Annotated in this window: 13 protein-coding genes; 7 read left to right on the top strand and 6 right to left on the bottom strand. The window is 72.6% G+C overall.

From position 1 onward, the window contains the following. Nucleotides 1-16: 16 nt before the first annotated feature. Nucleotides 17-673, top strand: a complete 657-nt coding sequence (locus P3F85_RS03350) for a TetR/AcrR family transcriptional regulator (RefSeq protein ID WP_374009840.1) — start codon at nucleotides 17-19, stop codon at nucleotides 671-673. 97 nt (nucleotides 674-770) lie between these two features. On the opposite strand, the gene paaZ is transcribed toward P3F85_RS03350, so the two are convergent. Beyond that, complete coding sequence (gene paaZ / locus P3F85_RS03355; RefSeq protein WP_374009841.1) at nucleotides 771-2,822, bottom strand: phenylacetic acid degradation bifunctional protein PaaZ; 2,052 nt, start codon at nucleotides 2,820-2,822, stop codon at nucleotides 771-773. A 36-nt stretch (nucleotides 2,823-2,858) separates the two neighbouring features. Here paaZ and P3F85_RS03360 point away from each other — a divergent pair, with 36 nt between their 5' ends. Further along, nucleotides 2,859-3,260, top strand: coding sequence for a PaaI family thioesterase (locus tag P3F85_RS03360; RefSeq protein WP_374009842.1), 402 nt, complete (start codon nucleotides 2,859-2,861; stop codon nucleotides 3,258-3,260). Here P3F85_RS03360 and P3F85_RS03365 read toward each other — a convergent pair. The 5 genes from P3F85_RS03365 to P3F85_RS03385 form a co-directional block, all read right to left on the bottom strand. Beyond that, nucleotides 3,235-4,101 carry a 3-hydroxyacyl-CoA dehydrogenase family protein gene (locus P3F85_RS03365; RefSeq protein ID WP_374009843.1) on the bottom strand — a complete coding sequence of 289 codons (867 nt, stop codon included), beginning with the start codon at nucleotides 4,099-4,101 and terminating at the stop codon, nucleotides 3,235-3,237. The two genes, P3F85_RS03360 and P3F85_RS03365, sit on opposite strands and share 26 nt — an antisense overlap. Beyond that, a complete protein-coding gene (locus P3F85_RS03370; RefSeq protein ID WP_374009844.1) occupies nucleotides 4,098-4,844 on the bottom strand; it encodes an enoyl-CoA hydratase/isomerase family protein in 747 nt (248 codons plus the stop codon). Before P3F85_RS03370 ends, P3F85_RS03365 begins: the two co-directional genes overlap by 4 nt. Further along, nucleotides 4,841-6,025 (bottom strand): acetyl-CoA C-acyltransferase, encoded by a 1,185-nt coding sequence (locus tag P3F85_RS03375; protein WP_374009845.1) that lies wholly within the window; start codon nucleotides 6,023-6,025, stop codon nucleotides 4,841-4,843. The genes P3F85_RS03370 and P3F85_RS03375 overlap by 4 nt, the downstream gene beginning before the upstream one ends. A gap of 209 nt (nucleotides 6,026-6,234) precedes the next feature. Then, nucleotides 6,235-7,395, bottom strand: coding sequence for a low temperature requirement protein A (locus P3F85_RS03380; RefSeq protein WP_374009846.1), 1,161 nt, complete (start codon nucleotides 7,393-7,395; stop codon nucleotides 6,235-6,237). Further along, nucleotides 7,392-7,820, bottom strand: coding sequence for an Lrp/AsnC family transcriptional regulator (locus P3F85_RS03385; RefSeq protein ID WP_374009847.1), 429 nt, complete (start codon nucleotides 7,818-7,820; stop codon nucleotides 7,392-7,394). Before P3F85_RS03385 ends, P3F85_RS03380 begins: the two co-directional genes overlap by 4 nt. A 127-nt stretch (nucleotides 7,821-7,947) precedes the next feature. Here P3F85_RS03385 and pdhA point away from each other — a divergent pair, with 127 nt between their 5' ends. Genes pdhA through P3F85_RS03410 form a run of 5 tightly spaced genes read left to right on the top strand, consistent with a single transcriptional unit; the run spans nucleotide 7,948 to nucleotide 12,619 of the window. Continuing rightward, nucleotides 7,948-9,084 (top strand): pyruvate dehydrogenase (acetyl-transferring) E1 component subunit alpha, encoded by a 1,137-nt coding sequence (pdhA, locus tag P3F85_RS03390; RefSeq protein ID WP_374009848.1) that lies wholly within the window; start codon nucleotides 7,948-7,950, stop codon nucleotides 9,082-9,084. Beyond that, complete coding sequence (locus P3F85_RS03395) at nucleotides 9,081-10,136, top strand: alpha-ketoacid dehydrogenase subunit beta (protein ID WP_374009849.1); 1,056 nt, start codon at nucleotides 9,081-9,083, stop codon at nucleotides 10,134-10,136. Before pdhA ends, P3F85_RS03395 begins: the two co-directional genes overlap by 4 nt. Continuing rightward, complete coding sequence (locus P3F85_RS03400; protein WP_374009850.1) at nucleotides 10,133-11,485, top strand: dihydrolipoamide acetyltransferase family protein; 1,353 nt, start codon at nucleotides 10,133-10,135, stop codon at nucleotides 11,483-11,485. Before P3F85_RS03395 ends, P3F85_RS03400 begins: the two co-directional genes overlap by 4 nt. Before the next feature lie 9 nt (nucleotides 11,486-11,494). Continuing rightward, nucleotides 11,495-11,617 (top strand): hypothetical protein, encoded by a 123-nt coding sequence (locus P3F85_RS03405; RefSeq protein ID WP_374009851.1) that lies wholly within the window; start codon nucleotides 11,495-11,497, stop codon nucleotides 11,615-11,617. Nucleotides 11,618-11,665: 48 nt separating this feature from the next. After that, nucleotides 11,666-12,619 carry a DMT family transporter gene (locus tag P3F85_RS03410; protein WP_374009852.1) on the top strand — a complete coding sequence of 318 codons (954 nt, stop codon included), beginning with the start codon at nucleotides 11,666-11,668 and terminating at the stop codon, nucleotides 12,617-12,619. Nucleotides 12,620-12,658 lie beyond the last annotated feature (39 nt).

Consider the following 12,658-nt stretch of genomic DNA (forward strand, 5'->3'; position numbering starts at 1 on the left):
ATGCCAGACTGGGCGCATGACCGACGCTGTGGAGACCGAGGCTGCGACCGAGGCTGCGACCGAGGCCGCGACCGAGGCCGCGACCGAGGCCGCGGGCAGCGATGTGCTGCGTCGCGGACGGCCGGGATACGACCAGCGCGGCATCCTCGAGGTCGCCGTCACCGCGTTCAACGAGTACGGCTACGACGCGACCTCGATCGGCATGCTGGCCGAGCGGCTCGGCCTGTCGAAGTCGGCGATCTACCACCACGTCGCGTCGAAGGACGAGCTGCTCGGCCTGGCCCTCGACGAGGCGCTCGACGGTCTGGAGGGTGTGCTGCTCGCCCCCGCGGCGAACGACGGGCCAGCCGCCGACCGGCTGGCGTTCGTGCTGCGCGGGGCGGTCCGCGTGCTCGCCGACCGCCTCCCGTACGTGACGCTGCTGCTGCGGGTGCGCGGCAACACCGAGGTGGAGCGTGCGGCGCTCGCTCGCAGGCGCGCGTTCGACCACGCCGTCGCCGCCCTCGTCGCCGAGGCCCGGGACGAAGGCTCGCTGCGGACCGACGCCGACCCCGCCGTCGTGGCGCGCCTCCTCTTCGGCATGATCAACTCCCTCACCGAGTGGTACACCCCCCGCGGCCCCCTCACCCCCGACGACCTCGCCGACACCATCCTCGCCCTGGCCCTCCGCTGACCCGATCCCGTAGCCGCCGAGCACAGGAAATTTGTTGCCGATCGGGCGATTCGACCGCACTTTTCCTGTGCTCGGGGGCTACGTACGGGGGAGGGGGTTACTTGGCGACGAGGGTGAGGACGTCGTAGGTGGCCACGAGCTCGTCGCGCTGGTTCAGGATGCGGGCGTCCCAGCGCACCTCGCCGTAGTCGTCGGTCTCGCGCGGGGTGATCTGCTTTGCGGTGAGCGCCACGCGGATGCTGTCACCGGGGACGACAGGCGTCAGGAAGCGCAGGTCCTCCAGGCCGTAGTTGGCGAGAACCGGACCGGGCGCGGGGTCGACGAAGAGGCCGGCCGCCCACGAGACGAGCAGGTACCCGTGCGCCACCCGGCCAGGGAAGAACGGATTCGCGGCCGCCGCCTCCTCGTCCATGTGCGCATAGAAGGTGTCGCCCGTCGAGGTCGCGAAGTCCTCGATGTCGTCGAGCGAGACCTGGCGCGGCCCTGCCTGCACCTGATCCCCGATCCGCAGGGTCGCCAGCGACTTGCGGAAGGGATGCTGTTCGCCGGTGTGCGCCGCCGCTCCCGGATGCCACACCCCGGTGATCGCGGTCAGCAGGTCGGGCGAGCCCTGCAGCGCCGTCCGCTGCATGTGGTGCAGCACCGCGCGGATCCCGCCGAGCTCCTCGCCGCCGCCCGCACGCCCGGGTCCGCCGTGCACGAGGTGCGGCATCGGCGAGCCGTGGCCCGTTGAGGTGCGCGCGTCGTCCCGGTCCAGGACCAGGATGCGGCCGTTGTAGGCGCTGGAGCCGAGCACGAAGGTGCGGGCGAAGTCGGGATCGTGCGTCGCGACGCTGGTGACCAGCGACCCGCCGCCGCGCGCGACGAGAGCGACGGCCTCCTCCACGCTGTCGTACGGGAGGATGCTCGCCACCGGCCCGAACGCCTCCACCGTGTGCGCCTCCGGCGTCCACGCGTCGGCGAACCGGAGCAGCACGGGAGCGACGAACGCACCATCCGGCGCGGCGCCGCTGGTCCCGTCAGCGCGCACCACGGTCGGCTGGTCGAGGCCGCCGAGCGCCAACTCGCCGCCCGCGGCGACGAGCCGCGCCACCTGCCGCAGGACCTCCTCCCGCTGCACCCGCGATGCCAGCGGCCCCATCGTCACGCCCTCGGCGCGCGGGTCGCCCAGGACGACCCGGGAGGCGATCCGGTCGCGCACCGCCGAGATCACGTCGTCGACGAGCGGCGCCGGGACGATGGCGCGGCGGATCGCGGTGCACTTCTGTCCCGACTTCGCCGTCAGCTCGACGACGAGCCCCTTCACGTACGCGTCGAACTCGGGCGTGCCGGTCACGGCATCCGTGCCGAGCACCGAAGCGTTGATGGAGTCGGTCTCACTGGTGAAGCGCACGCCGCCGGTCTGCACCGAGTCGTGCGCGCGCAGCCGTTCCGCCGTCGACGCCGAGCCGGTGAAGGCGACCAGGTCGCCGAGCCGGAGATTCTCGAACAGATCGGGGACCTGGCCGCAGACCAGCTGCAGCGTGCCGGCCGGAAGCAGCCCGGAGTCCACCATGATCCGCACCGCGGCCTCGGCGACGAACGCCGTCGGGGTCGCCGGTTTGACCAGCGTCGGCAGCCCGGCCAGGAACGAGGGGCCGAGCTTCTCGAGCATCCCCCAGACCGGGAAGTTGAAGGCGTTGATCTGCACGGCGACGCCAGGCAGCCGCGTGTAGACGTGGCGTCCGAGGAAGCTGCCGTCCTTCGACAGCTGCTCCGCCGGCCCGTCGAGCACGACCTGGGAGTTCGGGAGCTCGCGGCGCCCCTTCGACCCGTACGTGAACAGGGCGCCGATGCCGCCGTCGACGTCGATCCACGCGTCGGCGCGGGTCGCGCCGGACTGCGCGGACAGCTCGTACAGCTCCTCCTTGCGGTCGGTGAGCGCCTGCGCCAGCTGCTTGAGCAGCAGTGCGCGCTGGTGGAAAGTGAGCTCGCCGAGCGAACGCTGACCGACGGTCCGCGCGTGCTCCAGCGCGCCGGCGAGGTCGAGCCCGGCGGCGCTCACCTGGGCGACCGGGGCGCCGGTGGATGCGTCGAGCACCTCAGCGGCGGAGGCACCGGCAGCGTCGGGCGTCCACCATCCATCGCGGATGTAGCTGGGCAGGATCATGTCAGGGCTCCTCGAGTGGATGCGTATGCTGGCCGCATGGCCGACGGTGACTGGACGATCGAACTGGGTGAGCTCGACGTGAAGATGGGGGTGCGCATCCTGGAGCAGTCCGCGGAGCGCGTCGTGGCGACCATGCCCGTGGAGGGCAACCGCCAGTCGTTCGGGCTGCTGCACGGGGGAGCGTCCGTCGCCTTCGCGGAGGCGCTCGGGTCGTGGGCGGCCGTCATCCACGCGGGCCCGGGGCGGAGCGCTGTGGGCGTCGACATCAACGCCACGCACCACCGCTCGGCCCGGTCGGGGCTGGTGACCGGCGTCGCGACGGCGATCCGCCTGGGCCGCACCATCGCGTCGCACGAGATCGTGGTCAGCGACGAGGAGGGCAACCGGCTCTGCACCGCGCGCATCACCAACCTCATCGTCGACGCCCCGGATCGGTAGTCCAGTCGTAGAAGCCGTTCCCGGTCTTCTGCCCCAGCATCCCCTCGGCGACCATGCGCCGCAGCAGCTCCGGTGGCTCGTAGCGCGGGCCGAGTTCGCGCGCGAGGTACTCCGCGATGTCGAGCCGCACATCCAGCCCCACCATGTCGGTCAGGCGGAGCGGCCCGACCGGATGCTTGTAGCCGAGCGTCATCGCCAGGTCGATGTCGTCCGGCGTGGCGACGCCCTCCTCCACCATGCGGATCGCCTCCAGCCCGAGCAGCACGCCCAGCCGGGACGACGCGAAGCCGGGGGAGTCGCGCACCGTGATGGGCGTCTTGCCGAGGGCGGCGACCCAGCGTGCCGCATCCTCCGCGGCGGTCGTCGCCGTCGCGGTGCCGGCGATGATCTCGACGAGCGTCGAGGCCGGGACGGGGTTGAAGAAATGCATGCCGAGGAACGCGCCCGGCCGCTGCAATCCTTCGGCGAGCGCGTCGATCGACAGCGACGACGTGTTCGTCGCGAGCACCGCATCCACGGGGAGCAGCTCCTCCGCGCGTCGCAGGGCCTCCCGCTTCAGCCCGATCAGCTCGGGCACCGCCTCGATGGCCAGTCCCGCGCCGCCCAGCGCCTCCCAGGTGACGGTCACCAGCAGCCGGTCCGGATCGGGCGCGGGGGCCCCACGAAGGACGCTGCGCTCCACCGAGCTCAGGATGCGATCACGCGCCTCCTGGGCGGCCGACGCGTCGCGCTCCACCACGGCGACCTCCGCTCCGGCCATCACGAACGCGTGCGCGATGCCCGCGCCCATCCGCCCTCCGCCGATCACGGCGACGCGATCGGGAAGCTGATCTGCACTCATCGGGACCTCCTCCGCTCCAGGAATTCCGTCATCCTCCGCCGCTTCTCCGGCGACTCGAACAGCTGCGCCTGCGCCTCCCGTTCGGCGGCGGGATGCTCGGCGAGCGGCGCCCGCAGCACGCGTTTGGTCAGCTGGGTCGCCAGCGGGTCGTTCGCGGCGATGCGGTCGGCGAGCGCGTGTGCGGCCGGCAGGAGCTCGCGCGGCTCGAACAGGTCGCTCACGAGCCCGGCGGTCAGCGCCTCCTCGCCGGTCAGGATGCGCCCTGTCAGCACCAGCTCGGTCGCCAGCGGCAGCCCGACCAGCTGCGGGAGCCGCCACAGCGCGCCCGCGGCCGCGATGATCCCGAGTCCCGTCTCCGGGTTCCCGATGCGCAGGCGCGGCGTGCCGATGCGGAGGTCCGCCGCGTACGCGAGCTCGGCGCCGCCTCCCAGTGCGTAGCCGTCGAGGGCGGCGATGACCGGCATGGGCAGGGCGGCGATGCGCGAGAAGATCGTGTCGTTGATGCCGCGCTGGGCGTCCGCGGCGGTTCGCTCCCGCAGCTCGGCGATGTCGGCTCCGGACGCGAAGACGCCCTCCGCGCCGGTGAGGATGAGGATGCGCGGCGTGCGCTCGAGGGCGTCGCAGACCTCGTGCAGCTCGTCCACCATCCGCTGGTCGATGGCGTTGCGCCGGTCCGGCCGGTTCAGGGTGACGACGACCCGGTCGCCGGCCTCTTCGATCGCGAGGCTCCGCTGGTCGCTCATACCGCCTCCACGATGAGGGAGGTGCCCTGGCCGACGCCGACGCACATCGTAGCCAGTCCGCGCCGGGCGCCCTCGCGCTCCATCCGGCCGAGCAGGGTGACGAGGATGCGCGACCCGCTGGACCCGAGCGCGTGGCCGAGGGCGATCGCGCCGCCGTCGGCGTTGACGGTCGCCGGGTCCAGCCCGAGGCGCCGGATGCACGCGAGGGCCTGGCTGGCGAAGGCTTCGTTGAGTTCGACCGCGTCCAGGTCGCCGACCTCCAGCCCGGCTCGTGCGAGCGCCTTGCGGGTCGCCGGGACCGGGCCCAGCCCCATGACCTCGGGTGCGACGCCGGCGCTCGCCGCGGCGACGATCCGCGCCCGGGGGCGCAGCCCGAACCGCTCGACCGCCTCCGCGCTGGCGACCAGGATCGCGGACGCGCCGTCGTTGAGAGGGGAGGCGTTGCCCGCGGTGACCACGCTGCCGCCGGGGACCACCGGCTTCAGCCGGGCGAGCGCCTCCAGGCTGGTGTCGCGGCGGATGCCCTCGTCCGCGCCGACCGGACCGGACGGCGTCCCGACCGCCAGCAGCTCGGCGTCGAACCGTCCCGCATCCACGGCGGCGGCCGCGCGACGGTGGCTCGCGAGGGCGAAGGCGTCCGCATCCTCGCGGGTGATCCCGTCGAGGCGGGCGACCTCCTCGGCCGTCTCGGGCATCGTGTAGGTCGCCTTGTCGCGAGCGAGCAGACGTGGATTGGTGAAGCGCCAGCCGATGGAGGTGTCGAACTGCGGCCCGGGCTTCGCGTACGCGCGCTCGGGCTTCGCCTGCACCCAGGGCGCGCGGGTCATCGACTCGACGCCGCCCGCGACGACGAAGTCGGCATCCCCGGCCCGGATGGATTGTGCGGCCTGGATGACGGCGGTGAGTCCCGACGCGCAGAGCCGGTTGACGGTCATCGCCGGGACCTCGTCGGGAAGACCGGCGAGGAGGACGGCCATGCGGGCGACGTTGCGGTTGTCCTCGCCGGCCTGGTTGGCCGCGCCGAGGATCACCTCGTCGAGTGCATCGGCGGGAGCGCCCCCGCGCCGCACCGCCTCGGCGACGACGAGCGCGGCCAGATCGTCGGGCCGGACGCTCGCCAGCGCGCCGCCGTACCGACCGACGGGCGTGCGCACGCCGCCGACGAGGTAGGCCTCCGCCATCGCGCTCTCCCTCGAACCCGACGAATTACCGAACGATCGTTCAGCAATTGCATCGTCTCAGAATCCGTCCCTTCGGGCAAGCCGCGCGCTCCCGCTCCGCCCCTGCCCGCGCACGATTTGCGCCAAATCGCGGTTATGCGGCGGCGAGAACCGCGATTTGGCGCAAATCGTAGAACAGAAGGGACGGGACGGGACGCGCCCGGGTCACGTCACGCGGGGATGCGCCGCCGCGCGGCGACCTCGGCGTGTCCCACCACGTACCCCAGCACCAGCACCGCGCAGCCGACCGCCGCCGCCGCGGGCAGCACCACCCCGATCGGCACGAGGAGCAGCGACAGCACCACCGCGGGCACGCCCCAGCCCAGCACGACCCGCCACGGGTCGCCGTACCGCCGCGTGATGGCCGAGTTCGTCGCGTAGTAGAGGGCGATCCCGCCGCCCAGGCACACCGCGAGCGCGGGAGGCAGCGGCTCAAAGGGATGCGCAATCGCCTCGGCCAGCGCCGCCGACACCGCAGTCACCCCGGCGAGCAGCAGGAAGGGCAGGAACGCGACCGTGTCCCGGATGCCGCGCACATCCCTCCGCTCCCGCAGCCGCTCCAGCCCGGTCTGCATCGCATCCACCCCGAACAGGAAGAACGACCACGCCAGCAGGGCGACCATCAGCAGCCCGAGGAAGCCGACGACGCCGCCCGCGATGGTCCACGCCTCCGACACCGCCGCGACCATGCTCAGCACCGACTCGCCGAGCACGATGATCACGAGCAGGCCGAAGCGCTCCGACAGGTGTTCGACGTTGAGCGACTCGAAGCGCCCCGACGACCAGCGCGACGCCGTCGTCACCAGCAGGATGACCTCCAGCGCGATCGCGACCGCCCACAGCACGTAGCCGGCCGGCTCGGGTAGCCAGATCGACACCAGCCACAGCACCGCCGTCACCCCGTTGTACGACGAGATCCGGATGCGCGACGCCACCCCGTCGCGCCAGGAGAGCCGCATCCAGACCGCCAGCAGCACGATACGGATGGCAGCGTTCCCGGCCGCGAACAGCCACGCCCGCTCGCCGATCGCCTGCGGAGCCGCGACCGCCATCGCCCCGACCGCGAACATCGCAGCGAGCATCACGAGCGACAGTCCGCGTCGGGTCAGCTGCGGCGACACGTCGACCACGAAGGTCAGGTTCGCCCAGGACCACCACACTGCCGCGAACAGCACGAGGAAGACGCCGAGCGCCGCGAATCCCGGATGCGCGTGCAGCCCGTGCGCCAGCTGCCCGACCAGCGCGACGAAGATGAGGTCGAAGAACAGCTCCATCCAGTCGGCTCGCGAAGGGTCGCGGTCGCCGATCCGGACGGGAAGCCGTGCGCTCATCGCAGGTCGTGATCCTCGAACACCAGCGAGGTCTTGGTGTCGCGCACCGACGGGATACTCGTCAACTCCTCCAGCACGACCCGCCGCAGGTCCTCGTTGTCGCGGGCGCGCACCAGCAGGATCACGTCGAAGTCCCCGCCGACGAGAGCGAAGTGCTCGACCTCCGGGATGCCGCTCAGCCGGTCGCGGAGGTCGTGCCAGTCCGCCTGCTCCACGCGCAGGGTGACGTAGGCGGACGACGCCCGGCCGGCCAGCCGCGGGTCGACCTTCGCCGTGAACCCGGTGATGACGCCGTCCGAGACCAGCCGCGCCACCCGCGCGTAGGCGTTCGCCCGGGACACGTGGGCCGTGTCCGCGACCGCGGTGATGGACGCGCGGCCGTCGGCGCGCAAAGCGTCCAGGATGCGTACGTCGATGTCGTCCATGGTGCTGGACAGTGTGACACGAAAAGCGGTTTTGGCGCACTGGTCGTCTCGATTCCGTCACACCTGTAGCGCGCTACGTCCGGCGAAGTCATCCTGGGGAGGAGCGACGTCTTTCAAAGGAGAACAGATGCACGCGGACGATCTGCTGCCCGGCGACACCCCGCTGCGGCTCATCGACCAGGACGGCACGTCCCACCCGGACGACCGCCGGCTCCTGCCGTCCACCGACACCTTGCTCGACGGCTACCGCCGTCTGGTGCTGGCGCGCCGCCTCAACGACCAGGCGGACGCCCTGGTGCGCCAGGGCCGCCTCGCGGTGTACCCGTCGTCGCACGGCCAGGAGGCCTGCGAGGTCGCGGTCGCGATGGTGCTCGAGCAGCGGGACTGGCTGTTCCCCACCTACCGCGACACCGTTGCGGTCATCGAGCGCGGCGTCGACCCGTTCGAGGCGTTCGTGTTGCTGCGTGGCGACTGGCATTCCGGCTACGACCCGACGCTCCACCACGTCGCCCCGCAGTCCACGCCGCTCGCGACGCAGCTGCTGCACGCGGTCGGCTTCGCGCACGCAGCCCGGATGCGCGGGGAGGACACCGTGGTCCTGGCGATGTGCGGCGACGGCGCGACCAGCGAGGGCGACTTCCACGAGGCGCTCAACTTCGCCGCCGTCTTCCACCTGCCGGTCGTCTTCCTCGTGCAGAACAACGGCTACGCGATCTCCGTGCCGCTCAGCCGCCAGACGGCCGCTCCCAGCATCGCCCACAAGGGCATCGGCTACGGGATGCGCGGCCGCGCGGTCGACGGGAACGACCTGGCCGCTCTCCTCGCCGTCCTGGGGGAGGCGGTCGCCGAAGCGCGCGACGGCGGCGGACCGACGCTGGTCGAGGCGCTGACCTACCGGATCAAGTCGCACACCAACGCCGACGACGCCACCCGCTACCGCACGCAGGACGAGGTGGAGCCGTGGCTCGCCCGCGACCCGCTGCTGCGACTGCGCACGTGGCTGACGGCGCAGGGCGCGCTCGACGAGGGCGACGACGCAGAGGCCCACGCGCACGCGGAGCGGATCGCCGCCGAGCTACGCGCGGCGGTGATGGCCGACGCCGAACCCCACCCCGAGGAGCTCTTCGCCCACGTCTACGCGACGCCCACACCGCAGCTGCGCGAGCAGGCGGAACTGCTCGCAGCCGAGCAGATGGCCGCCGCCGCCGCTGGCACCGCCGCCGGATCCGCACACTCCGACCGCACCGAGGAGGTCGCACGATGACGCTCACGCACGAGGCCCCCGCCGACCGCGGCCCGGACGCCGCCATGGCACCCACCGCCACATCCGCCGCCCCGGTCACCATGACGATGGCCCAGGCTCTCAACCGCGCGCTCGCCGACGCGCTCGCCGCCGACCCGGCCGTGCTGGTCTTCGGCGAGGACGTCGGCCCGCTCGGCGGCGTCTTCCGCATCACCGATGGCCTGACCGCCCGCTTCGGCGAGAACCGCTGCTTCGACACTCCACTCGCCGAGGCCGGCATCGTCGGCACCGCGGTCGGCATGGCCATGAACGGGATGCGCCCGGTCGTCGAAATGCAGTTCGACGCGTTCGCCTATCCCGCGTTCGAGCAGATCGTCGACCACGTGGCCAAGATGGGCAACCGCACACGCGGCGCGGTGCGGCTGCCGATGGTCATCCGCATCCCGTACGCGGGCGGCATCGGCGGCGTCGAGCACCACTCCGACTCGTCCGAGGCGTACTACGTCCACACCCCCGGGCTCACCGTGCTGTCGCCCACCACCCCGCAGGATGCCTACGGGCTCCTGCGCGCCGCGATCGCGCATCCCGACCCCGTGATCTTCCTGGAGCCCAAGAAGCTGTACTGGGCGAGCGGCGAAGTGGATACGGAAGCTCCGCTCCCCGAGATCGGGCGCGCCCGCATCGCCCGGGAGGGCACCGACGCCACGCTCATCGCGTACGGCCCCTCGGTGCCGGTCGCGCTGGCCGCAGCCGAGGCCGCAGCGGAGGAGGGACGCAGCCTGGGCGTCATCGACCTGCGCTCCCTCGTCCCGTTCGACGACGAGACCGTCTGCGCGGCCGTCCGGGCGACCGGCCGCGCGGTCGTCATCGCCGAGGCGCCCGGCTTCGCGAGCATGGCGGCGGAGATCGCGGCGCGGGTCTCGGAGCGCTGCTTCCACCACCTGCTCGCACCGGTCCGCCGCGTCACGGGCTTCGACACTCCCTTCGCCCCGCCCAAGCTCGAGAAGTTCTACCTGCCCGACGTCGACCGGATTCTGGATGCGGTGGATGCGTTGCAGTGGGAGGACGCGTGAACGCCCGCGTCTTCACCCTCCCGGACCTGGGGGAGGGCCTCACCGACGCCGAGCTGGTGCGCTGGCTGGTCGCCGTGGGCGACACCGTCACGACCGACCAGCCGATCGCCGAGGTCGAGACGGCCAAGTCGGTCGTGGAGGTGCCGTCGCCGTACGCCGGTACCGTCGCGGCGCTGCACGGCGACGAAGGGGAGACGATCCTCGTCGGCGCACCGCTGATCGAGGTGGATGAGGGGGCTGCATCGAGCGGATCCGGGCAGGTCCTCGTGGGGTACGGCACGGTCGAGCACAGTGGACGCCGGCGCGGGCGGGTGTCGACGGTGGGGCGGGTGTCCGGAGCAGCGCGCCCGGCGGCTCCCGCACAGACTCCGACCGCCACGCATCCGCGCGTCGTCCCTGTCGTGTCACCGGTGGTCCGGTCGCTCGCGCGCAGCCACGGCATCGACCTCGCGACCCTGCGGCCGAGCCGCCCGGACGGTGTGGTGACCCGGCGGGATGTGGAGGCCGCGTTCGCGACGGGCCCGACCGGCCCCGCGGCGTCCCGCTCGGCCCCGACCGGCTCGGCCCCTTCCGGCCAGGTTTCCGCACCCGATGCCACCGACGCCCGCACCGGCCTCTCCGTCGCCGCGACGACGCCGTTCTCCCGGCTGCGCCGCACCGTCGCCGAGACGATGTCGCGCAGCCGTTCCGAGATCCCCGAGGCCACGGTCTGGGTCGATGTGGATGCGACCGAGCTCTGGGAGGGACGCCGGCGGCTCGCCCGCGACGGCCGCGCCCCGTCGTTCCTCGCGTTCGTGTCGCGTTTCGCGCTCGCCGCCCTGGCGAGGCATCCCGAACTCGCCGGGCGTGTGACACCCGACGGCCAGGGCCTCGTCACCTACGACGGCGTGAACCTCGGGTTCGCGGCGAACACCGACCGCGGACTCCTCGTCCCGGTCGTCCGGCGCGCCGACCGCCTGTCGGTGCGCGAACTGGACACCGAACTCGACCGCCTCGCCCGCGCCGCCCGTGAGGGGACCCTGCCTCCGGCCGACCTCGCCGGCTCCACCTTCACGATCAACAACTACGGCAGCCTCGGCGTGGACGGCAGCGCAGCGATCATCAACCACCCGGAGGTCGCCATCCTCGGTCTCGGCCGTGCGATCGAGCGGCCGTGGGTCGTCGGCGGGAGCATCGTGCCGCGCCGCATCCTGCAGCTGTCGCTCGTGTTCGACCACCGGGTCACCGACGGCGGTGTCGCGGCCGGGTTCCTGCGCGAGGTCGCCGACGCCATCGAGTCGCCGCTGGGCGTGCTCGCCGACATTCCTGGGCCGCTTGCCGCGCCCGGGCCGCTCGCCGCCCGGGCGTAGGGTGGCGCCATGAGCGACAAGAAGAACGACGACGACTACGACCTGAGCGAGGAGAAGGAGGTCGCTCCCGAGGAGAACATGGACTGGCTGCCGCATCCCGAGCCGACCGACGGCGAAGCCCCCGCCCCCTGAGCCGCGCGCGCCAGCCTCAACGTCCACGCCGGGCTTAAAGTGGGGCGAGTGACCCCTCGCGTGCTCCCGCTCTGGCTGGCCCTGGTCATCGCGCTCCTCTGCGGCGCGCTGGTGGCGGTGCAGTCCCGCATCAACGGCGAGCTCGGCAGCAGGCTGGGCGACGGCTTCACCGCCGCCGCCATCTCGTTCGGCTCGGGCCTGGTCATCCTGACGATCGCGCTGGCCGTCGCACCGGCCGGGCGGCGCGGGCTGGCCCGGGTGGTCGGCGCGCTGCGCGGCGGGCGCATCCGCTGGTGGTACGTCTGCGGCGGCGCGGCCGGTTCGTTCCTGGTGCTCTCGCAGGGCCTCGCTGCGGCGGCCCTCGGGGTGGCCCTGTTCACGGTCGCCGTCGTCGCGGGCCAGACGATCAGCGGACTCGTGCTCGACCGGGTCGGCATCGGCCCGGGCGCCCGCCGTCCCCTGACGCCCGCACGGCTCGTGGGTGCCCTGCTGGCGCTCGGCGCCGTCACCTGGGCGGTCTCGGCGCAGTTCGGTGGCAGCGCCCCGGTCCTGCTCATGATCCTGCCGTTCATCGCGGGACTCGGCACCGGCTGGCAGCAGGCGGTCAATGGTCAGGTGCGGGTCGTGGCCGACAGTGCGCTGAGCGCCACCTTCATCAACTTCGCCGTCGGAACCACCGTGCTGCTCGTGCTCATGCTGGGCCATTGGACGCTGTCCGGCCTCCCGAAGCACCTGCCGCCGGAACCGTGGCTCTACGTCGGCGGTGCGATCGGGTGCGTCTTCATCGGGGTGACTGCGCTCCTGGTGCGGATCACCGGCGTGCTGCTCCTCGGCCTCGCCACCGTCGCCGGCCAGCTCGTCGCCGCACTGCTGCTCGACCTGCTGCTGCCGACCTCCCAGCACGCGCTCGCGTTCTCGACGATCGGCGGCACGCTTCTCGCGATCGTGGCGGTCGCCATCGCCAGCATCCGCTGGGGCTGGCGGCGCAATCGACCCGCGTGACCCCCACCGCGCCCTGAGCGGCCACGATTTGCGCCAAAT

The sequence above is a fragment of the Leifsonia sp. T36S-04 genome (genome assembly GCF_042465655.1).
Lineage (GTDB): Bacteria > Actinomycetota > Actinomycetes > Actinomycetales > Microbacteriaceae > Leifsonia.

Excerpts from the sequence above, each read along its gene's own strand:
- P3F85_RS03350 (WP_374009840.1), top strand. The coding sequence starts at position 17 with ATGACCGACGCTGTGGAGACCGAGGCTGCGACCGAGGCTGCGACCGAG.
- paaZ (WP_374009841.1), bottom strand. The coding sequence starts at position 2,822 with ATGATCCTGCCCAGCTACATCCGCGATGGATGGTGGACGCCCGACGCT.
- P3F85_RS03360 (WP_374009842.1), top strand. The coding sequence starts at position 2,859 with ATGGCCGACGGTGACTGGACGATCGAACTGGGTGAGCTCGACGTGAAG.
- P3F85_RS03365 (WP_374009843.1), bottom strand. The coding sequence starts at position 4,101 with ATGAGTGCAGATCAGCTTCCCGATCGCGTCGCCGTGATCGGCGGAGGG.
- P3F85_RS03370 (WP_374009844.1), bottom strand. The coding sequence starts at position 4,844 with ATGAGCGACCAGCGGAGCCTCGCGATCGAAGAGGCCGGCGACCGGGTC.
- P3F85_RS03375 (WP_374009845.1), bottom strand. The coding sequence starts at position 6,025 with ATGGCGGAGGCCTACCTCGTCGGCGGCGTGCGCACGCCCGTCGGTCGG.
- P3F85_RS03380 (WP_374009846.1), bottom strand. The coding sequence starts at position 7,395 with ATGAGCGCACGGCTTCCCGTCCGGATCGGCGACCGCGACCCTTCGCGA.
- P3F85_RS03385 (WP_374009847.1), bottom strand. The coding sequence starts at position 7,820 with ATGGACGACATCGACGTACGCATCCTGGACGCTTTGCGCGCCGACGGC.
- pdhA (WP_374009848.1), top strand. The coding sequence starts at position 7,948 with ATGCACGCGGACGATCTGCTGCCCGGCGACACCCCGCTGCGGCTCATC.
- P3F85_RS03395 (WP_374009849.1), top strand. The coding sequence starts at position 9,081 with ATGACGCTCACGCACGAGGCCCCCGCCGACCGCGGCCCGGACGCCGCC.
- P3F85_RS03405 (WP_374009851.1), top strand. The coding sequence starts at position 11,495 with ATGAGCGACAAGAAGAACGACGACGACTACGACCTGAGCGAGGAGAAG.